The sequence below is a fragment of the Pseudomonas hygromyciniae genome (genome assembly GCF_016925675.1).
Lineage (GTDB): Bacteria > Pseudomonadota > Gammaproteobacteria > Pseudomonadales > Pseudomonadaceae > Aquipseudomonas > Aquipseudomonas hygromyciniae.
The window spans coordinates 836,476-857,763 of record NZ_CP070506.1; the positions used below are offsets into that span (position 1 = coordinate 836,476).

Genomic DNA, 21,288 nt, shown 5'->3' on the forward strand with positions numbered 1-21,288 from the left:
ATGAACGAGTACGGTGACCAATCCAGCGCTTAGAATCGACCTCATCCCGTTTGTTCCCACAGGTTGTCATTCAGAGCGTCCAGCACCACGCTTAGATTGCCACCGAGCATTTTGTCCAGCCGCGTGCTGCCTCCGTCGTTCTTGAATGCTTCGCCAATCTGCTTCTGGTCAATAACGACTTCGTGCACCAGTTGCTTGGCCAGGCGGTCCAGCCACTTGCGCTGGACTTGAGTCCACGGCTGTAGGGCATAAATAGTCTCCATCGCCTTGGATACGCGCTGCTCGAATGGCAGCAGCGCCTCTCCGAGGGCGGCGCGGCGGATGAAACCGACGATACTGGCAGCGATCTCCTGGTTCGTTTGGTTGCGCCAGGCGCTTTGCAGGTTCACCTCGCTGTAGCCATGTCCGTCGAGCAGCAGACGCACTTCGCGCAATTGTTCACGGGTCAGGTCTTGCGGGCGGTTGACTACTACGCCCAGGGCAACCGACTGGTTCAGTTGATTCTTAATGAAGTCGTTGAAGCTTTCCAGGTAGTCGGCGGGTTTTTGGTAAACGCCGTAGTTCTGCTCACGGACTTTCAGTTCGTCTGTATGGGCGGATATTACCGGGTAGTTAAGCGATCCCAGTAGGGCATTAACTGTAGCGAGTTGATCGAGTAATTGGGCATGCTGCCGGATGAACTGGGCAGCTTGCTGCGGGCCGAGCTGGTGCAGGTGCTGATGCAGTTTGTCCGGGGCTACGCCCCAAGTGTTCTCCAGTTCGGCGAGCTTGGCCTTTAGGGTTGGCTTTTGCTCGGCCTTATGGCTGGCCTTGCGCAGAATACGCATGACCCGCTGGCTGAGCTGGTCCAGGACGTCGTGGGCATGGCTAGTGTCTGGCTGGTTACCAGGAGCATCGAGGCTGGCTGGGTTGGTTAGCTCGCTGACCAGCTGTTCGAGGCTGATGCTTGGGTCTTTCACTAGCGGCTTCATTGTATCTACTGGCTCGAGGGCAGCGTACAGATCAACCGGATCGTAGATTCTGAACACCGTCTTGCCGATTTCATCGCAGCGGCGAGTCGCGCGGCCCTTCATCTGTTCGTAGAGAATGCGCGAACGCACCCGGCGCATGAACACCAAGTGGCAAATGCGTGGTACGTCGATACCGGTGGTCAACAGGTCGACCGTGATGGCAATGCTCGGGTAGCGCTCGTTCTTGTACTGGCGGATCAGTTGTTTGACCTTGTCACTTTGCCCGGTGATGATCTGTACCGCTGCTTGGTTGTAATCCTCGCCGTGAACGTCCTTGAAGGCATCGTCGAGAAGGTTTTTGACCCGCTCGGCATGGGCCTGGTTAACGCAAAAGATCATCGTTTTTTCGTCGCCCGACGGGTCGAGTTCTTGTGCCAGTTGCTCGCAGATGACTTTGTCGAAACCGGGCGTAATCACGCGGCGGTTGAAGGACTCGATTTCGAAGTCGAGTTCATCCTCGAGCTCGGCGACATCCACCTCGCCGGTGTTCGTATCGATGACGCTGACGTTCTCGCCCTTGGCAAAGTGGATGCCGTTTTGGCTCAGCAGAGTCTGGTAGCGGATTGGAGGTTCGTGATCGATCAGCCAGTCGTCAGCCACGGCCTCACGGTAGCTGTAGGTGTATATCGGAGCCCCGAAGACTTCGCTGGTGTGCTTGGCTGGCGTAGCGGTGAGCCCGACGCGGCAGGCGTCGAAATAGTCGAGCACGCGACGATACTGCGATAGATACTGGTTGAAGTCGCGCACTGCCAACTCGCCTTCAGTCATTTCCTGATCGAGGGTGTAACCGCGGTGAGCTTCGTCGACGATGATGCAGTCGAAGGCATCGATGGGCGGCGGAGTGTCCGACTGGAAGATGCGCTTGACCATGGCCTGCACAGTGGCGACCTGAACCCGGGTTTCAGCTTCGGCAGCCATGTCGCCGAGCTCTTTGACGTCGTAGATCTGCGCCAGCGTGTGGTTCTGTTCCAGCGTTGCCTCATTGAAGGCTTCGATGGCCTGTTCCCCCAAGGCGCTGCGATCGACCAGGAAAAGAATACGGCGAAAGCGCTCGGCCTTCAGCAGGCGGTACATCAAGCCAATGATAGTGCGTGTTTTGCCGGTTCCGGTCGCCATGGCCAGCAGACAGTTGCGGCGATTGTCGGCTAGGGCCTGCTCGACGGCGCGGATGGCGTTTTCCTGATAGTCACGCAGCTTGAGATAGGCGAAGCCTTCCTGCTGTAGCTTCGCCTCGGCGTCCTCACGGCTGCGTTTGAGCAGGTCGAGTAGGCCGCCCGGTGTGTGGAAGTCCTGCAGCGGCCGGCGTAGGTTGGCCGGGCTGCGCAAGTCACGAAACCAGATGCCAGATAGCTCGGCGAGCTGCTTAATGAAGGGCCGGCCATTGCAGGCAAAGGCAAACGGGACTTGGAAGTGGCCGCCCTGGCCATCCGCCCAGCCCGTGTTCTGCCCGGCCGGTTGTAGATTTTCGGTAACGATCAGTTGGCGTGAATAGCGCTCGGCTTGGGGAATGCGGTCCGCTATGTTGATACGCTTGCGCTTGGCTTCGACGATGGCGACTGGGATTAGACCGGCGAACAGCGCGTAATCAGCGTTTTCTTTCGGCTTGCTGGTTGGCCATTCGGCGATGGCCTTGTTCTTACCCTTTTCGGGCCGAGCGCCCTTGCTGTAGGTAAGATCGAGCGAATCGGCTTCCCAGCCGGCATCGTTCAACTGTTGATCGATGAGAATACGGGTGAGGTCTTCATTGAGGTCGAACTGGCTGCTTGCCTGCTGAGTTTTACGCGTGACCTGCTGGGCAGCTTGCGGCTGATCTTCAAGCTGTTGTTGCAGCACTTTCAGCCGCGCCTCGAAATCGATTCGGGCGTTCGATAGTTCTGCCTCGCGTTCAAGGGCAATCTGCTCGTAGACGCGGGCTTCCTCGTTCATCTGCCCAACAAGACTGGCTTGCTCATGCTTTTCTTGCACCAGTAGTTCGGCTAATTGGTGGTTGTTCTCCAATTGCTGGCGACTGTCGCCCAGCTCTGCGCGAAGCTTTTCGATCTGCCCCTGCAGCTCACGCAGAGGCTCACTCGGATCGGCCGGAACCACGAAAGGCCCAGGCTTGAAGGTGTTGCCACCCGTGCCAAACGACTGGTGATACCAGATCGCCAATGCACGGGCGACCCTCAGCCCGTCCAGTGCCTCACGATGCTGGGTGCGGAATTCGTGGGTAGCCTTATTGCCTTCGATGCGCAGCGTATGAAATAGGTTGCGGATGTTACCGTCGAGCTGGATTTCACGACTCAGGCGGAACAGCAGATCACCTTGGGAAGTGGTGGCGTCGAACTCAATGCCTGCTCTTACTGCCAGATCCTGTGCGAGCGCTTCGCCCAACTGGCGCAGTTTGATCAGCGTCGTGTTGGGGTCACTGGAAAAAACTCGCTCGGCCGCATTGGCAAGTTGGAAAAAAACCGGGTCGTGTTCTTTGAAAAAGGCGAAGTTGCTGTTCTCTGCCATGTTCCATCCCTTGAGTTCCTCACCAGCCATTCCGAGAGGGGTGGTGCTATAGGGGCATAATGCCAGACGAGGCGAGGTGCGTGTATAACCTTATCCTGCAACGCTCCGGCTACTCACTGTGAAAAGCTCGTATAGCTCTCCATCGGTGGAACGTATTCCTTGGAGGCTGGTTTGACTCCCTAGAATTGTTGGCCGCAGAGGCACAGTACTGGAGCAGGCATGAGACCTACCTTAGGCACTGTTTTGATATTCCAGAGATGTAGCCCCGGAGGGGCAGGAATACCATTTGGAATACCCGAATGGTCAGAACTTGGCGGATGCCAGAAAACCTCAAAAGTGCTCAAAGCCTGTATTCACTGAATTTCAGGCACAAAAAAAGACGTCCTTGGACGTCTTTAGATGTTGAAGTGGTGGAGCCGGGGGGATTTGAACCCCCGTCCGCCAGTACTCTGCTGTCGGTACTACATGCGTAGCCGTGTCTATTAAGTTAACCCTCAGCGACCCGACGGGCAGGGTGCTTTGGGCGAGTTGTGTAAGTTTTAGCCGCTTCGTCCACAACGTACTGCACGGCGATTCTGTTCTATATGACAATCACTTTGGGTTTACAGACATCCCCTGATGATTGCTGGACCCGAAGGTACCAGGAGGGAAGGGCTAAGGCTGCTTACGCAGCGAGAGCGTATTCCCCGTAGGTTTCGTCATTGGCAACTATAGAAAGTTGCAACAGTGGATTTACGAGTTCTGTTACCAACTCGGCATGCACCTAAAGGTTCGCAACCGGCGTCGAATCCTAAACGGCCCCGTGCTTGTTGCTCGATGTGATCGTGAGCGACAAGCCTGCGCAGTGTACGTCAAACGGTCACAGAAGGCCAACCCGAAAGGTTGGCCTTGAGCGGTTGGCGGGTTATGGATTGCCGCCTTTGTCCAGGTTCTGCAGGTCTTGCAGGGCCTTGGACGTGATCTCGATACACTTCTTTTCATCGCCGGCCGCCTTGGAGGCTTTGGCTTGGGAGACGGCGGTGTCGATCTCGCCCCTTTTGCCGCTGGTATCAGTGGCTAGCAGCGCTTTGCCGTTGTCGATTTTATCCAGATTGATCTGGCACAGATCTGCTTCATTGCTTGCGGCAAACACGGGGGAGGCCAGCATCGCAGCGGTAACGAATACGCCAGCCAGTACGGAACGCTTCATGGGTATCTCCTTGTGCAAAGAGGTCTCGATGCTGCGCGGTACGTGCGGGCAGCTGGCGAGGTTGTTGGTCAGCCCCGGTTGCCCGGGGCTTAAGCAAGTGACTACGCCGGTGTGCAGGGGTTCGTTTTTATTGCGCGGGCCTGGGTCACCCGGTCGACCAGGTAGACCAGACCGTGGTAATCGATCCCACCGTGCTGGGTCAGACCGATCTCACAGGTGCGGCTGGTGGAGATGCCTTCGCTGCAGTACTGCACGGCGTCCTTGAGGGAGCGCAGGGAGTGGGCGTTGAGTTCCGGGGTGGTGAAGCCTTTGTCGCCGGCGAACCCGCAGCAGTGGATGCCTTCGGGGATGACCACGTTGTTGCTGCAGCGCCGGGCGAGGTCGATCAGGGCCTGGCTTTCGCCCAGGTGCTGGGTGCTGCAGGTGACATGCACGGCAATGGGTGCATCTTGGGGTGTGAAGTCCAGGCGATCCATCAGGTGGGTGCGGATAAATCGAACTGGGTCATAGAGGTCCAGACGCGTTTGCCCCAGATCCTGGACCAGGCGCAGGGTGCAGGGGCTGGTATCGCAATAGATCGGGTCGAGGCCGCCACGGCTGGCGTGGAGCAGGGCGCCGATCAGTTCCTGGCGTTTGTGCTCGGCCTGTTCGGCGTAGCCTTTGGATGCGAAGGGCTGGCCGCAGCACAGGCTGTCCGGGTTGTCCGGGATGACTACCTGGTAACCGGCCTTTTCCAGCAGGCCACGGGTTTTGTCGTACAGCGACATTTGCTCTTTGTCCCCAGCCGCGGGCCCCATTGCTCGCGACACGCAGGCCGCGAGGTAGACCACCCGTGGTCGTTCGTCGTTGACGGCGGGGCTGAAGCGGATGGCTTTTTCCGGCTGTGGCATGGCGCTGGTCCACTGCGGGATTTGGCCCTTGGACAGCTTGGTTACGGAAGCCGAGAGTTTCGCCAGGCGCGGCGCGCCCAGTAGCATGCGAGCGCCGTTGGCCACATGCAGGGTAAAGCGTGCACCTTGCAATGCGGTGGAGAAATGGCTGGCTAGCCACTCGGCGGTTTTCGTACTGTCTGCGTCGCGGCTACGCAGTTTTTTCACCAGGTCACCGGTATTGATGCCTACCGGGCAACGCTGGGCGCACAACCCGGTGGCGGCGCAGGTGTCGATGCCTTGGTAGTGATACGCCGCTTCCAGCTCGGTGGTATCGATGCCGGCGCGTTTACGTGCCTGGATATCGCGCCAGATCACGATGCGCTGGCGCGGGCTGAGGGTCAGGCCCTTGGATGGGCAGACGGGCTCGCAGAAGCCGCACTCGATGCACTTATCCACAATCTCGTCGGCGGCTGGCAGCGGCTTGAGATTTTTCAGGTGGATTTGCGGATCTTCGCTCAACACCACGTCCGGGTTGAGAATGCCGTTGGGGTCGAGCAGGCGCTTGAGTTGCCACATCAACTGATAGGCATCGCTGCCCCATTCCAGTTCGACGAAAGGCGCCATGTTGCGACCGGTGCCATGCTCGGCTTTCAGCGAGCCGCCGAACTCGACGGCCACCAGTTGCGCCACGTCATCCATGAACGCCTGGTAGCGTGTGACTTCTTCCGCACTATTGAAGCCTTGAGTGAAGACAAAGTGCAGATTGCCTTCCAGCGCGTGTCCGAAAAGGATGGCCTCGTCGTAGTGATGTTTGTCGAACAACTCGATCAAGCGGTTCACGCCGATAGCCAGTTGCTCCACCGGGAAGGTCACGTCTTCGATGATCACCGTGGTGCCGGTTTTGCGTACGGCGCCGACGGCAGGGAAGGTGTCTTTGCGGATGGCCCACAGGCGAGCGTTTTCCACTGGGTCTTCGGTGAAGTCGACTTGTTTCTCGACCGGGAAGTCGGCCAGCGACGCCATGATCAGCGCCAGTTGCTCATGCAGCAGTGACGAGGAAGCTGCGCGGGATTCGATCAATAGCGCGCAGGCACCTTCCGATAGCTGCTGTACGAAAGCGGGCATGCCGGGTTTGTCTTGCACCGAACGCATGCTGCGCCGGTCCAGCAACTCGACCGCCGACACCGGTTGGGTTTTCAGCACCGTTACGGCGTTGCAGCAGGTTTCTACATCGGGAAATACGATCAGGGCCGAAGCTTTGTTCGGGTGATCGATCACCGTGTCGTAGGTCACGGCGCTGATAAAACCCAGGGTGCCTTCGGAACCCACCAGCAGATGGCTGAGGATATCCAGTGGCTCGTCGAAATCCACCAAGGCGTTGAGTGACAGGCCGGTGGTGTTTTTCAGACGGTATTTATGGCGAATTTTTGCGGCCAATTCAGCATTGGCCCGAGTTTCGCGGCCCAGGGTAGCCAGGCGTTCCAGCAACGGGCTGTGTTGCGCGCGGAAAGCGGCGACGCTGGCGGCATCCTCGGTGTCGAGGCGGCTGCCGTCGGCCAGTACCAGGCGGATCCCGGCCAGGGTGTGGTAGGTGTTCTGGGCGGTGCCGCAGCACATGCCGCTGGCATTGTTGGCGACAATTCCGCCGATCTTGCAGGCATTGATCGACGCCGGATCCGGACCGATCTTACGCCCGAACGGCGCGAGCCAGGCGTTGGCCTGGGCCCCGATCACCCCGGGTTGCAGACGGATTTGCGTACCTTGGCCACGAATCTCGCGCCCGTTCCAGTTGTCGCCGAGTACGATCAGCACCGAATCGCTAATGGCCTGGCCGGAGAGGCTGGTGCCAGCCGCACGAAAGGTCACTGGCACACGGTCGCGTTGCGCCAGTTGCAGCAGTTCGACGACTTCATCTTCCGATTCGACCCGGATCACCAGTTGTGGGATCAGTCGGTAAAAACTGGCGTCGGTGCCGAAAGCCAGGGTGGAGAGAGGATCGTCGAAGCGCCGATCTTTCGGGATCAGTCGTGCGACAGCATCAAGGAACGCGATGGGCAGACTCATGGGTCCTCCAGGATCAGCAGCGCCCAGTCTGGGGAGCCTAGGCGCCAAGGTCCAGCAGACTGGGTTGTGAATAGCTGACGCCGCAAGGCGGCTGCGGCGTCGGTTCTAACGGTATGGCCTGTGGTCTTAATGCACCAGCATGCCGGTGAACCAGTACGCCTGGGCGTAAGTGATCAGGCCGACAATCGTGGCGAAAAACAGGCTGTGCTTGAGGGTAAAGCGGAACAGGTCGGATTCTTTGCCCACCAGCCCGGTCGCGGCGCAGGCCACGGCGATCGATTGCGGGGAAATCATCTTGCCAGTTACGCCGCCACTGGTGTTCGCCGCGACCAGCAGGGTGTCGTTGACGCCGATTTGGTGTGCGGTAGTGGCTTGCAGGGAGCTGAACAGGGCGTTGGACGAGGTATCGGAACCGGTGAGGAACACACCCAGCCAGCCCAGGAACGGCGAGAAGAACGGGAATGCTGCGCCGGTGCCGGCCAGTACCAGCGCCATGGTCGAAGACATGCCGGAGTAGTTGGTGACGAACGCGAACGCCAGCACCATGCCGATGGACAGGATCGGCCAGCGCAGTTCGTAGAAGGTCTCTTTCAAAGTGGTCAGACCAGTTTTGAAATTGATCTTCAGCACCAGCATGGAGATCAGCGCCGAGAAGAAAATCGCTGTGCCGGTAGCGGAAATCGGGTCCAGCTTAAACACCGCTGGAATGGCAGTGGGGTTGGTGACAATCGGTGCAACCTTGATCACCATCTGGTCCAGGTGCGGAATCGCAAAGTTGAACACCCAGCTGTACATCGAACCGCCGGCGGCGAACATGGCTTTGAACGGCTTGAGGGTCCAGATGGTGACCAGTACGGTCAGGATCAGGAACGGTGACCAGGCCTTGAAAATTTCCATCAGGCTGTAAGGCGAAGCCACGGAAGTACGTGGTTGACCGAAACCGCCGACGCTGCCGGTGACCGACACGCTGGAAGTCGCGCCGGCAATCTGGGCACCCGCGGTGCGCTTGGGCTGCCAGACTTTCAGGAACAGGGTCAGGGAAATCAGGCTGGCCAGGGCTGAGGTGATGTCAGGCAGTTCCGGGCCAATAAAGTTGGAGGTGAAGTACTGGGTGATGGCAAAGCTCAAGCCGGCCACCAGTGCGGCAGGCCAGGTTTCCTTGACGCCGCGCACACCGTCCATCATGAACACCAGCCAGAACGGCACGAACAGCGACAGCAGCGGCAGTTGGCGGCCGGTCATGGCGCCGATCTTGAAGGCGTCGATGCCGGTGACTTGGCCGGCGACGATGATCGGGATCCCCAAGGCACCGAACGCTACTGGCGCGGTGTTGGCAATCAGGCACAGGCCCGCGGCATACAGGGGGTTGAAGCCCAGTCCTACGAGCAGCGCGGCAGTAATCGCTACCGGCGCACCGAAACCGGCGGCGCCTTCGAGGAATGCGCCGAAGCAGAAGCCGATCAGCAGCACTTGCAGGCGTTGGTCGTCGGTAATCGACAGCACGGAGCTGCGGATCACTTCGAACTGGCCGCTCTTGACCGTCAGTTTGTAGAGGAATACCGCGGCGACGATGATCCAGGCGATTGGCCACAGGCCGTAGGCAAAGCCGTAGCCGGCGGCAGCGAGTGCCATATCGACAGGCATCTGGAAGGCGAAGATCGCTACCAGGATCGACAACGCCAGGGTGATGCTCCCGGCAACATGACCTTTAAGGCGAAACACCGCCAAGGCCAGGAAGAAAAATACGATGGGAATAACGGCGGCCAGTGCGGACAGGCCGAGGCTGCCGAGTGGGCTGTAGAGCTGTTGCCAGGTTTGCATATGGGGTGGCCCCTAATTGTTGTTGGTCATGCATGCTTAGCTGATTTGGATAATTGGTAAGACCAATTTACAATCGCTGATGGCTAGGTTAAGAGCCTTCGGGGTGATGTGTCAATTTGCCGCCTGAGAAACTTTGGTCGCATGTCGGCGGCGTGGGGTCTGATCGGTGTAATCAAAGGGGTTCTGATAGGTGCCGACAGCGCGGCAATAGGCCAGAATAGAGGGCCCGGCGAGTGGCCGGGATGGTGGAGAGTCAGTTATGGCGTTTGATCAGGTGCGTCAGCGCCGTTTGTCCGACGATATCGTCGAGCAGCTTGAGGGGATGATCCTTGAGGGCACGTTGAAGTCGGGCGAGCGATTGCCGGCCGAGCGCGCACTGGCTGAACAGTTCGGTGTGTCGCGCCCGTCGTTGCGCGAGGCGATCCAGAAGCTGGCGGCCAAGGGGCTGCTGGTCAGTCGTCAGGGCGGCGGTAATTATGTGGTGGAGACGCTGGGTTCAACCTTCAGCGACCCGTTGTTGCATCTGCTGGAAAACAACCCCGAAGCTCAGCGTGATCTGTTGGAGTTTCGCCAGACGTTAGAGGCGTCTTGTGCTTATTACGCCGCGCTGCGCGCCACGGAAGTGGACCGCGAGCGTCTGACTGCCGCTTTTGATGCCTTGCAGGATTGCTATACGCGTGATGATGAGGTGAGCCGTATCGAAGAAGGCGCGGCCGATGCCAGGTTTCACTTGGCTATCGCCGAAGCCAGCCACAACGCGGTATTGCTGCACACCATTCGCGGCTTGTTTGATCTGCTCAAGCGCAACGTGGTGACCAATATCGGTGGTATGTACCAGCAGCGTAGCGAAACCCGGGACATGCTGATCAATCAGCATCGGGACTTGTACCTGGCGATTATCGAAGGGCGAGCGGAACAGGCGCGGGAAGTTTCAACACGGCACCTGCTGTATGTGCAGGAAGTGTTGGAGGAGGTGCGTCAGGAAGTGCAGCGCATGGCGCGGGCGGAGCGGCGCAAGGGGATGTAGTCTGCAGTTGCGGCGCAGGGAGCAGGCTCCCTGGCCACACGGGCGCGCATCAAGGGGCGGGGAAGGTCAGTCTTCCTTGCCCTTGTTGCGTACGGCGCGCTGCAGTTCCCGATTGGAGTCGCGCTCGCGCTCGGTATCACGCTTGTCGTATTCCTTCTTGCCCTTGCCCAGTGCGATTTCGCACTTGACCAGATGCTTGCTCCAGTACCACGACAGGCAGACGCAGGCGTAGCCCTTCTGCTGTACCGCGGCGGCGAGCTTTTCCAGTTCGCGTGCATTGAGCAACAGTTTGCGCGTGCGCACCGGATCGGCAATCACGTGGGTGCTGGCGGTCATCAACGGCGTGATATGACTGCCGAGCAGCCAGGCCTCGCCATCCTTGAGCAGCACGTAACTGTCGACCAGCTGCAACTTGCTGGCGCGCAGACTTTTTACTTCCCAGCCGGCCAGGACCAGACCAGCCTCGAACCGATGTTCGATGAAGTAATCGTGTCGCGCCTTTTTGTTCTGCGCGATGGTCCCTGTTGGGTGTTTCTTTTGTTTAGCCATAGGGGCGGCATTATAGGCAGTTGCGAGCGTGTCGGCTACGGTCAACCTGCGTGCTTGAGCGTGTTGGACGAATCCCGGACAATACCGCCTGTTTTCTGGTTTTTTTCTCTCGCGAATCGCGCAGTCTTTTCGCGATGTTTGCCGCTCAGCTTCGGAAATAACGCTCCCATGACGACGCATATTCAACGCTCGGCCCTGCTGCCTTACCCGGCGCAAGCGCTCTATGACCTGGTCAACGACGTGGCGAGCTACCCGGATTTCCTGCCCTGGTGCTCCTCATCCACGGTGCTGGAGAGCAGCGCTGAGCATATGCGTGCGAGTCTTGAAGTGTCCAAGGGCGGGCTTGGCCAGAAGTTTGTGACCAGTAATGTGCTGGTTCCTGGGCAGTCCATCGAGATGAATCTGGAAGAAGGGCCATTCACTCAGTTGCATGGTGTCTGGGTATTCAAGCCATTGGGGGAGAAGGCGTGCAAGATCAGCCTGGACCTGACGTTTGATTACGCAGGCTCCATTGTGCGGGCGACCTTGGGGCCGCTGTTCAACCAGGCTGCGAATACCTTGGTGGATGCGTTTTGCCAGCGGGCCAAGCAACTGCATGGCTGAGTCACTGATTGAGATTGAGGTGGTCTACGCCGCAGTGGATCGCCAATTGTTGTTGAGCCTGGCGGTTGCGCCGGGGACGAGCCTGCGTGCGGCGGTGCTGGCGTCAGGCATTGCGGCACAGTTTCCCGAGCTGGATATCGACAGTTGCCCATTGGGGATTTTCGGCAAGGTTGTGGCGGACGCTGCAACCCGGAGCGTGCAGTTCGGTGACCGCATCGAGATCTATAGGCCCTTGCTCGCCGATCCGAAGGAAGTAAGACGCTTGCGAGCGGCAAAAGCAGCCGAAGCCCGGCGGCTAAATCCATAGTCTGTGAAACAGCAGGCAACAAAAAGCCCGGCATGCCGGGCTTTTTGTTGAGCGATGCAAATTATTGCGGGCTGGCGTCCAGAGGTTCTGGAGTTGGCACCGGAACGGTCTGCACACCGTCGATATCTTTCTGGATCTGGTCAAGCAAGGAACCTGGCTTGGCCGGTACCTCGGACTTGGGCTGTTCAGCATTCTGCGCTGGCGCAGTGACGCTGGTCCCGCTGTCCTTGCCCAGCAGGGCTTCATCGCGGCTTACGCCGGGCATGAAGTCACCGGAAAGGCTGACGAGCTGATCGTTGCCATTAAAGATGACACTGACGCGCTCCTGTTGGCGTTCCCCGCCTCCAGGTTGCAGGCTATAGAGATAATCCCAGCGATCGGCATGGAATGTGTCGGTCAGCAGGGGATTGCCCATGATAAACCGTACTTGCCGTCGGGTCATTCCCGGGCGTAACTGGTCTATCATGTCCTGCGTGACGACATTGCCCTGCTGGATGTCGATTTTGTAAACCCCGGGGAATGAACAACCGGCGAGTGCGAGCAGTCCCACAAGGGTGAAACTGGTTAGCAAGAGCTTGGTGTTTTGCATCGGTGGGCGACTTCCACTATCTTGGCTGGGACAACGTAAACGCCGATCATACCCGTATTAAGAGAAGCTGCGAAGCAGCATCCGCGAGAAAGCTAACCATGGTTGAAAATAGCGAACTACGCAAAGCCGGTCTTAAAGTGACTCTGCCACGAGTCAAGATTCTACAAATGCTCGATTCCGCCGAGCAACGCCACATGAGTGCCGAGGATGTCTACAAGGCGCTGATGGAGTCTAACGAGGACGTCGGCCTGGCCACGGTTTACCGTGTACTGACCCAGTTCGAAGCCGCAGGGCTGGTGGTTCGTCATAATTTCGACGGCGGTCATGCAGTATTTGAACTGGCTGACGGTGGTCATCACGACCACATGGTTGACCTGGATACCAATGAGGTTATCGAGTTCACCAGCCCCGAGATCGAGGCGCTGCAGCACAAGATTGCTGAGGAGCACGGATTCGATTTGGTTGACCACAATCTGGTTCTGTACATACGTAAGAAAAAGTAAGAAAGCTACGCAGATTCACTCTGCGAAACGATCGAAGGCGACCCTAGGGTCGCCTTCGTGTTTTCTATCGGGGGGAAACCCAGGGTGAAATAGGGCTCAGGCCTTCGCCGTCACCACCATTTTCTTCGCATGGGCCAGGGACTCTTTGGTCAGATCGATGCCGCCGAGCATGCGCGCGACTTCTTCGACCCGTTCGGTCTTGTTCAGCTTGGACACAGCAGTATGTGTCGCATCGCTGCCCCTGACCTTATGTACAAACAGATGCTGATGCCCCTGGGCTGCCACTTGGGGCAAGTGGGTAACGGTCAGTACCTGCCCGCGTTCGCCGAGGCGACGCAACAATTGGCCGACGATTTCTGCGGTCGGCCCGCCGATCCCCACGTCCACTTCGTCGAATACCAGTGTGGGTACGCGCGAAGTCTGGGCAGTAATGACCTGGATCGCCAGGCTGATCCGTGACAGTTCGCCGCCAGACGCCACCTTGGCCAGTGCCTTGAGAGGTTGGCCGGGGTTGGCGCTCACCAGCAGTTCCACCTGCTCCAGGCCATTAGGCTGCAGCTCGTTGCCACTGTTGGCGTGCAACTCGATGGTGAAGCGCCCGCCGGGCATGCCCAGGCGTTGGATTTCCTGTTCCACGGCGCAGGCCAGGCCGGTTGCTGCTTGCTGGCGCAGGTCGCTCAGCTCCCGGGCTTTTTCCTGATAGTGGCGGGCGAAAGAGGCCAGTTCATCGCCCAGGCGCTCGATGGATTCATCGTTGGCATTCAGGGTTTCGATCTCGTCCAGCAGTTTTTGCTGCATGGCTGCCACTTCAGTTGGCTGGATCCGATGTTTGCGCGCCAGCGTATAGATAGTGTCGAGGCGCTCTTCTATCTCTTGCAGGCGCGCCGGATCGGCATCGAAGTGGTCAAGGAAGCGGTTCAGCTCGCCAACCGCCTCTTCTACCTGGATCTGCGCACTGGTCAGCAGGGTGGTGGCTTCATTCAGCGAGCCAGAGCCGCTGTTCACGCTCGATAGGCGGTTAAGGCTTGCCGTCAATGCATTCAGCACATTGCCGGAATCGCTTTCGCTGCATTGCTCGACAACCTGGCGACAAATGCCCAGCAATGTTTCGGCATTGGTCAGGTTCTTGTGCTCCTGCTCCAGCTGTTCCAGCTCGGTTTCGCCCAAGCCCAGGCTTTCCAGCTCTTCCAACTGATAACTGAGGAGTTGGTGGCGGGCCCGCTGCTCGTCGCCGGAGTTGGACAGGCGCTCCAGCTCCAGGCGGGTCTGGCGCCAGCGCTGTGCGGCCAGTTGCACCTGGCGCGCCAGGTCGGTGGCGCCGGCGTATTCATCCAGGAGCCGGCGATGAGTGTCGGTTTTCAGCAGGGATTGATGTTCGTGCTGGCTGTGGATATCGATCAGCAATTCGCCCAGGGCTTTCAGGTCGCCAAGGGGGCAGGGCGTGCCATTGATATAGCCCCGCGAGCGGCCTTCAGCGGTGATCACGCGGCGCAGAATGCACGGGCCGTCGTTATCGAGGTCGCGTTCGGCAAGCCAGGCGCTGGCTTCCGGGATATCCGCCAAATCAAAAGTCGCCAGGATATCGGCCTTGTCTGCGCCGGGGCGAACCACGCCGCTGTCGGCGCGATCGCCCAGGGTCAGGCCCAGGGCATCGAGCATGATCGATTTGCCGGCGCCGGTTTCGCCTGTGATTACGCTCATCCCGCGATCCAGTTCAAGATCCAGATGCTCGACGATGGCGTAGTTATGTACGGACAGGTGAACCAGCATAGTGGCTGCTCCCAGGCTTTAGGTCTGGTTATTTATACAGTGTTTTGTTTGGCGCTGACAATCCTGAGGTTTAGCTCAATTTGCTTGGATGTCGGCATTTTTTAGTGCGATGTGGAATGTGCGGGAAAGTATGAGTCAGGGCATGTCGGCCCTTGAACCTGGAAATTGTGGCCCCATATACCGGAACAGAAGCGCGAGTTGAGTTCGCGCAGGATTCTGAAAGGAGAAAATTATGGCTGACGAACAGACGCTGGATACGCAAAACCCAGACGCCAACCAGGCCTCGCAGGCAGCGGGTGAAGACCTGGCGGCTCGTGTGCAAGTGCTCGAAGAGCAACTGGCAGGCGCTCAGGATCAGGCTTTGCGTGTTGCTGCCGATCTGCAGAACGTCCGCCGCCGCGCCGAGCAGGATGTAGAGAAAGCCCACAAGTTCGCGCTGGAGAAGTTTGCCGGTGATCTGTTGCCGATCATCGACAGCCTGGAGCGCGGCCTGGAACTGTCCAGCCCGGACGACGAAAACATTCGTGCCATGCGCGAAGGGATCGAACTGACCCTGAAAATGTTCCAGGACACCCTGAAGCGTTATCAGTTGGAAGCCATCGATCCACAAGGCGGCGAGCCGTTCAATGCCGAGCATCACCAGGCCATGGCCATGCAGGAAAATGCTGACCTTGAGCCCAATAGCGTGTTGAAAGTGTTCCAGAAGGGCTACCAGCTCAATGGTCGCCTGTTGCGCCCGGCGATGGTGGTGGTGAGCAAGGCTCCCGCACCGGTTTCGCCATCGATTGATGAGCAGGCTTGAAATCGTTCGTAACGACCCCATTTATAAGTCAAGCGTTTAAGTGCTACCGCAGTTAGCCACCACTGCTGCGGCAACCAAATCCAAAGTTTCGGGAGAGTGAATCATGGGCAAAATTATCGGTATCGACCTGGGGACTACCAACTCCTGCGTCTCCGTGCTGGAAAACGGCGTATCCAAGGTTATTGAGAACGCCGAAGGCGCACGTACTACCCCTTCCATCGTGGCTTACGCCAACGACGGCGAAATCCTGGTAGGCCAGTCCGCCAAGCGTCAGGCTGTGACCAATCCGCATAACACCCTGTACGCGGTGAAGCGTTTGATCGGTCGTAAGTTCGACGAAGAAGTCGTACAGAAAGACATCAAGATGGTTCCGTACAAGATCGCCAAGGCCGACAACGGTGACGCCTGGGTTGAAGTGAACGGCCAGAAAATGTCGCCACCGCAAATCTCGGCTGAAATCTTGAAAAAGATGAAGAAGACTGCCGAAGATTACCTCGGTGAAGCAGTGACCGAAGCGGTGATCACCGTTCCGGCCTACTTCAACGACAGCCAGCGCCAGGCGACCAAGGACGCCGGCCGTATCGCGGGCCTGGACGTAAAACGTATCATCAACGAACCCACCGCGGCTGCTCTGGCCTATGGCATGGACAAGGCCAAGGGCGACCACACCGTGATCGTTTATGACCTGGGTGGCGGTACTTTCGACGTTTCCGTGATCGAAATCGCTGAAGTCGATGGCGAGCACCAGTTTGAAGTGTTGGCGACCAACGGTGACACGTTCCTGGGTGGTGAAGACTTTGACATCCGTCTGATCGACTACCTCGTAGACGAATTCAAGAAAGAAAGCGGCATGAACCTCAAGGGTGACCCGCTGGCGATGCAGCGCCTGAAAGAAGCCGCTGAAAAAGCCAAGATCGAACTGTCTTCGAGCAATTCGACCGACGTGAACCTGCCGTACATCACTGCAGACGCCACCGGTCCTAAGCACTTGAACGTGAAAATCTCGCGCGCCAAGCTGGAATCGCTGGTTGAAGACCTGGTTCAGCGCACCATCGAACCTTGCCGCATCGCCCTGAAAGACTCGGGTATCGATGTTGGCTCGATCAACGACGTGATTCTGGTCGGTGGTCAGACCCGTATGCCGCTGGTGCAGCAGAAAGTTACCGAGTTCTTCGGTAAAGAAGCGCGTAAAGACGTCAACCCGGACGAAGCCGTTGCCATGGGTGCTGCCATCCAGGGTGCGGTATTGGCCGGCGACGTGAAAGACGTGCTGCTGCTGGACGTCAGCCCGCTGACCCTGGGCATCGAAACCATGGGCGGCGTGATGACTGCGCTGATCGAGAAAAACACCACGATTCCTACCAAGAAATCGCAAGTGTTCTCGACTGCCGATGACAATCAGGGCGCAGTGACCATTCACGTGCTGCAAGGTGAGCGTAAGCAGGCTGCGCAGAACAAGTCCCTGGGCAAGTTCGACCTGGCCGAGATTCCACCAGCTCCACGTGGCGTGCCACAGATTGAAGTGACCTTCGACATCGACGCCAACGGCATTCTGCACGTAGGCGCCAAGGACAAGGCTACTGGCAAGACTCAGTCGATCGTGATCAAGGCCAACTCCGGCCTGTCCGAGGAAGAAATTCAGCAGATGATCAACGATGCTGAAAAGAACGCCGAGGAAGATCGCAAGTTCGAAGAGCTGGCCGCTGCCCGCAACCAGGGTGATGCACTGGTTCACTCGACGCGCAAAATGATCGCTGATGCTGGCGACAAAGTGACTGCTGAAGAGAAGACTGCAATCGAAGCTGCAGTGGTTGCCCTGGAAGCCGCCGTTAAAGGTGATGACAAGGCCACTATCGAAGCCAAGGTTGAGGAGCTGTCGAAAGTCTCCGCGCCAGTAGCTCAGAAGATGTACGCCGAGCAAGGCCAGCCAGCTGACGGTGCCGCGCAACAGGCAGAGCCTGAAGCCAAGCACGATGATGTTGTCGATGCCGAGTTCGAAGAAGTAAAAGAAGACCAGAAGAAGTAACTTGGTCGCCCGGTTGACCGCTATCAAGCGGTGACTGGTAGGATGTCGCCGCGCGGGAGCTTGCTCCCGCGTTGGCGTGTCTGGGGTACGCGAATTTTTACAACATGCGACAAGGTTCGGATGTTGGCGGTGTGATCGGGAATGCTCCTGCTTTGCGATCAACAATCACCGCGTTTTTAGCTGGGTCTCGGCTGAGAGCAGTAAAGACCAGGATCGTTGAATTTGACGTGAGTTGGGTCCGGGCCTGTATTGGGGCTCAACGAGTTTGGCAGGCTCAGGAGGGTTTTGCCGGACGTCCTTAAGAGTGCAAAGACTTATGGCAAAGCGTGACTATTACGAAGTATTGGGTGTGGAGCGCGGCTCCAGCGAGGCGGACCTGAAGAAGGCTTACCGTCGCCTGGCGATGAAGCACCACCCGGACCGTAATCCGGATAACAAAGAATCCGAAGAATTGTTCAAGGAGGCCAACGAGGCCTACGAATGCCTGTGTGATCCGAACAAGCGCGCGGCCTACGACCAGTACGGCCACGCGGGTGTCGATCCGAGCATGGGGGGGGGCGGTGCCGGTTTTGGCGGGCAGAACTTCTCCGATATCTTCGGCGACGTGTTCAGCGACTTCTTCGGTGGCGGTCGCGGCGGTCAGCGCGGCGGTGCCCAGCGCGGCAGCGACTTGCGCTACACCCTGGAGCTGAATCTGGAAGAAGCCGTGCGCGGTACCAGCGTCAACATCCGCGTGCCGACGCTGGTCAATTGCAAGCCGTGTGACGGTTCAGGTGCCAAGAAGGGCTCTTCGCCGATTACCTGCCCGACCTGTGGCGGTATTGGTCAGGTGCGCATGCAGCAGGGCTTCTTCTCCGTGCAGCAAACCTGCCCGCGTTGCCATGGCCAGGGCAAGATCATTTCCGATCCGTGCGACTCTTGCCACGGCGAAGGGCGTGTCGAAGAGTACAAGACGCTGTCGGTGAAAGTGCCGGCGGGTGTCGATACCGGCGACCGTATCCGTTTGTCGGGCGAAGGCGAGGCGGGTGCGCAGGGTGGTCCGACGGGCGATCTGTACGTGGTGATCAATGTGCGCGAGCACTCGATCTTCCAGCGCGACGGCAAGCACCTGTTCTGTGAAGTGCCGATCAGCTTTGTCGATGCCGCCCTGGGTGGCGAGCTGGAGATTCCGACCCTCGATGGCCGGGTCAAGCTGAAGATCCCTGAGGGGACGCAGACCGGCAAGCAGTTCCGGATCCGTGGCAAGGGCGTTGCGCCAGTGCGTGGCGGTGGGGCGGGCGACTTGATGTGCCGTGTGGCCGTTGAAACTCCGGTCAATCTGGATCGTCGTCAGCGTGAGTTGCTCGAAGAATTGCGCGGCTCGCTGGACGGTGATGGCTCCCATTCGCCGAAGACCGCTGGCTGGTTCGAAGGCGTGAAGCGCTTCTTCGGCGACCTGTAAGGACGTGGATATGCGACGTATAGCAGTGATGGGCGCCGCCGGGCGCATGGGCAAGAACCTGGTGGAAGCGGTGCAGCAGCGCTCGCCTCTGTCGGGGCTGACTGCGGCGATCGTGCGTCCGGGCAGTACGCTGATCGGCGCCGATGCTGGCGAGCTGGCTTCGCTGGGGCGGATCGGTGTGGCGTTGTCCGGCAGCCTGGAGCAAGTGGCTGATGAATTCGATGTGTTGATCGACTTCACCCTGCCCGAAGTGATGCTGAAAAACCTGGCGTTCTGCCGCAAGGCGGGTAAGGCCATGGTTATTGGTACCACTGGCCTGAATGCCGAGCAGAAGCAGTTGCTCGTTGCGGCGGGTAAGGATATTCCCATCGTGTTTGCCGCCAACTTCAGTGTGGGTGTCAACCTGTCGCTGAAGTTGCTCGACATGGCCGCGCGGGTGCTGGGTGATGAGGCGGATATCGAGATCATCGAGGCCCATCACCGGCACAAGGTAGATGCGCCATCGGGCACCGCCATGCGCATGGGTGAAGTGATTGCCGATGCGTTGGGGCGCGATTTGTCGAAAGTCGCGGTGTATGGTCGCGAAGGTCATACCGGCGCGCGTGAGCGCGAGACCATTGGCTTTGCTACGGTACGCGGCGGTGACGTGGTGGGTGATCACACGGTGCTGTTTGCTGCCGAAGGTGAGCGCCTGGAGATTACCCACAAGGCCTCCAGCCGCATGACCTTTGCCAAGGGCGCCGTGCGTGCGGCATTGTGGCTGGAGGGGCGCGAAGCGGGCCTCTACGACATGCAAGACGTGCTGGATCTGCGTTAATCAGTAGCAAAAACGGGCCCCGGGTATTACTCTAGGGCCCCGTTTTTACCCGCTAAGCGACGTCCTGTCGCATTCTCCTGCCTTTTAGGCTCTTTAGCGGTGGACCAAAAAACCCTTTTTCTGTAAGCTACAGCTTTAGTGTGTCCACTAAAAGCGCGCAGAATAATTCAGTGAAGAAGCGGGGTGACGTGTCCATACGTCACTCCGCTTTTTTACAACCTGCGATCGCCCTTTCAGGCTTTATTTACGGGAGGTCTTCTTGACTAAGCCAGCCATACTCGCCCTTGCTGATGGCAGCATTTTTCGCGGCGAAGCCATTGGAGCCGACGGTCAGACCGTTGGAGAGGTGGTGTTCAACACCGCCATGACCGGCTATCAGGAAATCCTTACCGATCCTTCCTACGCCCAACAGATCGTTACCCTGACCTATCCGCACATCGGCAATACCGGTACTACACCGGAAGATGTCGAGTCTGATCGTGTCTGGTCGGCTGGTCTGGTGATTCGTGATCTACCACTGGTTGCGAGCAACTGGCGTAACACGATGTCGCTGTCCGATTACCTGAAAGCCAACAACGTTGTGGCGATCGCGGGTATCGATACGCGCCGCCTCACGCGCATCCTGCGTGAAAAAGGCTCGCAGAATGGCTGCATCATGGTCGGTGACAATATTTCCGAAGAAGCGGCGATTGCCGCAGCGCAAGGCTTCCCTGGCCTGAAAGGCATGGACCTGGCGAAAGTCGTCAGCACCAAAGAGCAGTACGAGTGGCGCTCCACTGTCTGGGACTTGAAGACCGACAGCCACGCGACCATCGAGGCTAGCGAACTGCCTTACCACGTGGTCGCTTATGACTACGGCGTGAAGTACAACATCCTGCGCATGCTGGTCGAGCGCGGTTGCCGCGTGACCGTGGTGCCGGCGCAAACCCCGGCCGCCGACGTATTGGCCTTGCAGCCAGATGGTGTGTTCCTGTCCAACGGTCCAGGTGACCCTGAGCCTTGCGACTACGCTATCCAGGCCATCAAGGAAGTGCTGGATACCGAGATCCCGGTATTCGGTATCTGCCTCGGTCACCAACTGCTGGCCCTGGCCTCCGGCGCCAAGACCCTGAAAATGGGCCATGGCCATCATGGTGCTAACCACCCGGTACAAGACCTGGACACTGGCGTAGTGATGATCACCAGCCAGAACCACGGTTTTGCGGTGGATGAAGCCACCTTGCCGGCCAACGTGCGTGCCATTCACAAGTCGCTGTTCGACGGTTCCCTGCAGGGTATCGAGCGCACCGACAAGAGCGCGTTCAGCTTCCAGGGCCACCCTGAAGCGAGCCCGGGCCCGAACGACGTAGCGCCGCTGTTCGACCGTTTCATCAATGAGATGGCCAAGCGACGCTAAATGAGT

The 21,288-nt window shown here is 58.6% G+C and carries 16 protein-coding genes and 1 other RNA gene; 9 read left to right on the forward strand and 8 right to left on the reverse strand.

Translation table 11 applies throughout. The features are described from left to right. Positions 1–41: 41 nt before the first annotated feature. From hsdR to JTY93_RS03545, 5 genes are all read right to left on the reverse strand, one after another. Positions 42–3,506: a type I restriction-modification system endonuclease gene (hsdR, locus tag JTY93_RS03525; RefSeq protein WP_205476613.1), complete on the reverse strand. Its 3,465-nt coding sequence runs from the start codon at positions 3,504–3,506 to the stop codon at positions 42–44. Between the two features lie 408 nt (positions 3,507–3,914). Continuing rightward, positions 3,915–4,308, reverse strand: a transfer-messenger RNA (tmRNA) gene (gene ssrA, locus JTY93_RS03530). Between the two features lie 102 nt (positions 4,309–4,410). After that, positions 4,411–4,695, reverse strand: a complete 285-nt coding sequence (locus JTY93_RS03535; protein WP_205476614.1) for a PA2433 domain-containing protein — start codon at positions 4,693–4,695, stop codon at positions 4,411–4,413. Between the two features lie 101 nt (positions 4,696–4,796). Further along, positions 4,797–7,631, reverse strand: coding sequence for an FAD-binding and (Fe-S)-binding domain-containing protein (locus tag JTY93_RS03540; RefSeq protein WP_205476615.1), 2,835 nt, complete (start codon positions 7,629–7,631; stop codon positions 4,797–4,799). A 126-nt stretch (positions 7,632–7,757) separates the two neighbouring features. Beyond that, on the reverse strand, positions 7,758–9,452 hold the full coding sequence (locus JTY93_RS03545; RefSeq protein WP_205476616.1) for a lactate permease LctP family transporter: 1,695 nt from the start codon (positions 9,450–9,452) through the stop codon (positions 7,758–7,760). 259 nt (positions 9,453–9,711) lie between these two features. Between JTY93_RS03545 and JTY93_RS03550 the strand changes: the two genes are divergently transcribed. Then, positions 9,712–10,479, forward strand: coding sequence for an FCD domain-containing protein (locus JTY93_RS03550; RefSeq protein ID WP_070994380.1), 768 nt, complete (start codon positions 9,712–9,714; stop codon positions 10,477–10,479). Between the two features lie 66 nt (positions 10,480–10,545). Here JTY93_RS03550 and smpB read toward each other — a convergent pair whose 3' ends face one another. Continuing rightward, the gene (smpB, locus tag JTY93_RS03555) at positions 10,546–11,028 is read right to left on the reverse strand and encodes an SsrA-binding protein SmpB (RefSeq protein WP_029299012.1); all 483 of its coding nucleotides are present in this window, start codon (positions 11,026–11,028) and stop codon (positions 10,546–10,548) included. Positions 11,029–11,196: 168 nt separating this feature from the next. On the opposite strand from smpB, the gene JTY93_RS03560 reads away from it, so the two are divergent. Both JTY93_RS03560 and JTY93_RS03565 read left to right on the forward strand, forming a co-directional pair. Next, positions 11,197–11,631: a type II toxin-antitoxin system RatA family toxin gene (locus tag JTY93_RS03560; RefSeq protein ID WP_169995171.1), complete on the forward strand. Its 435-nt coding sequence runs from the start codon at positions 11,197–11,199 to the stop codon at positions 11,629–11,631. Continuing rightward, positions 11,624–11,938, forward strand: a complete 315-nt coding sequence (locus JTY93_RS03565) for an RnfH family protein (RefSeq protein ID WP_205476617.1) — start codon at positions 11,624–11,626, stop codon at positions 11,936–11,938. The genes JTY93_RS03560 and JTY93_RS03565 overlap by 8 nt, the downstream gene beginning before the upstream one ends. Before the next feature lie 61 nt (positions 11,939–11,999). On the opposite strand, the gene JTY93_RS03570 is transcribed toward JTY93_RS03565, so the two are convergent. Then, positions 12,000–12,527, reverse strand: coding sequence for an outer membrane protein assembly factor BamE (locus JTY93_RS03570; RefSeq protein WP_029299006.1), 528 nt, complete (start codon positions 12,525–12,527; stop codon positions 12,000–12,002). A gap of 98 nt (positions 12,528–12,625) precedes the next feature. Here JTY93_RS03570 and fur point away from each other — a divergent pair, with 98 nt between their 5' ends. Further along, a complete protein-coding gene (gene fur / locus JTY93_RS03575; RefSeq protein WP_003194220.1) occupies positions 12,626–13,030 on the forward strand; it encodes a ferric iron uptake transcriptional regulator in 405 nt (134 codons plus the stop codon). 96 nt (positions 13,031–13,126) lie between these two features. Here fur and recN read toward each other — a convergent pair whose 3' ends face one another. Further along, entirely contained in the window at positions 13,127–14,800 is a 1,674-nt protein-coding gene (gene recN / locus JTY93_RS03580; protein ID WP_169995167.1) for a DNA repair protein RecN, read from the reverse strand. Positions 14,801–15,032: 232 nt separating this feature from the next. Here recN and grpE point away from each other — a divergent pair, with 232 nt between their 5' ends. The 5 genes from grpE (at position 15,033) to carA (ending at position 21,282) form a co-directional block, all read left to right on the forward strand. Continuing rightward, entirely contained in the window at positions 15,033–15,602 is a 570-nt protein-coding gene (grpE, locus tag JTY93_RS03585; protein WP_038445951.1) for a nucleotide exchange factor GrpE, read from the forward strand. A gap of 103 nt (positions 15,603–15,705) precedes the next feature. Next, the gene (gene dnaK, locus JTY93_RS03590) at positions 15,706–17,628 is read left to right on the forward strand and encodes a molecular chaperone DnaK (protein ID WP_029299003.1); all 1,923 of its coding nucleotides are present in this window, start codon (positions 15,706–15,708) and stop codon (positions 17,626–17,628) included. Positions 17,629–17,944: 316 nt separating this feature from the next. After that, complete coding sequence (dnaJ, locus tag JTY93_RS03595; RefSeq protein ID WP_205476618.1) at positions 17,945–19,069, forward strand: molecular chaperone DnaJ; 1,125 nt, start codon at positions 17,945–17,947, stop codon at positions 19,067–19,069. Between the two features lie 10 nt (positions 19,070–19,079). Next, entirely contained in the window at positions 19,080–19,886 is an 807-nt protein-coding gene (dapB, locus tag JTY93_RS03600) for a 4-hydroxy-tetrahydrodipicolinate reductase (protein WP_205476619.1), read from the forward strand. A gap of 259 nt (positions 19,887–20,145) precedes the next feature. After that, positions 20,146–21,282 carry a glutamine-hydrolyzing carbamoyl-phosphate synthase small subunit gene (gene carA, locus JTY93_RS03605; protein ID WP_169995163.1) on the forward strand — a complete coding sequence of 379 codons (1,137 nt, stop codon included), beginning with the start codon at positions 20,146–20,148 and terminating at the stop codon, positions 21,280–21,282. Positions 21,283–21,288 lie beyond the last annotated feature (6 nt).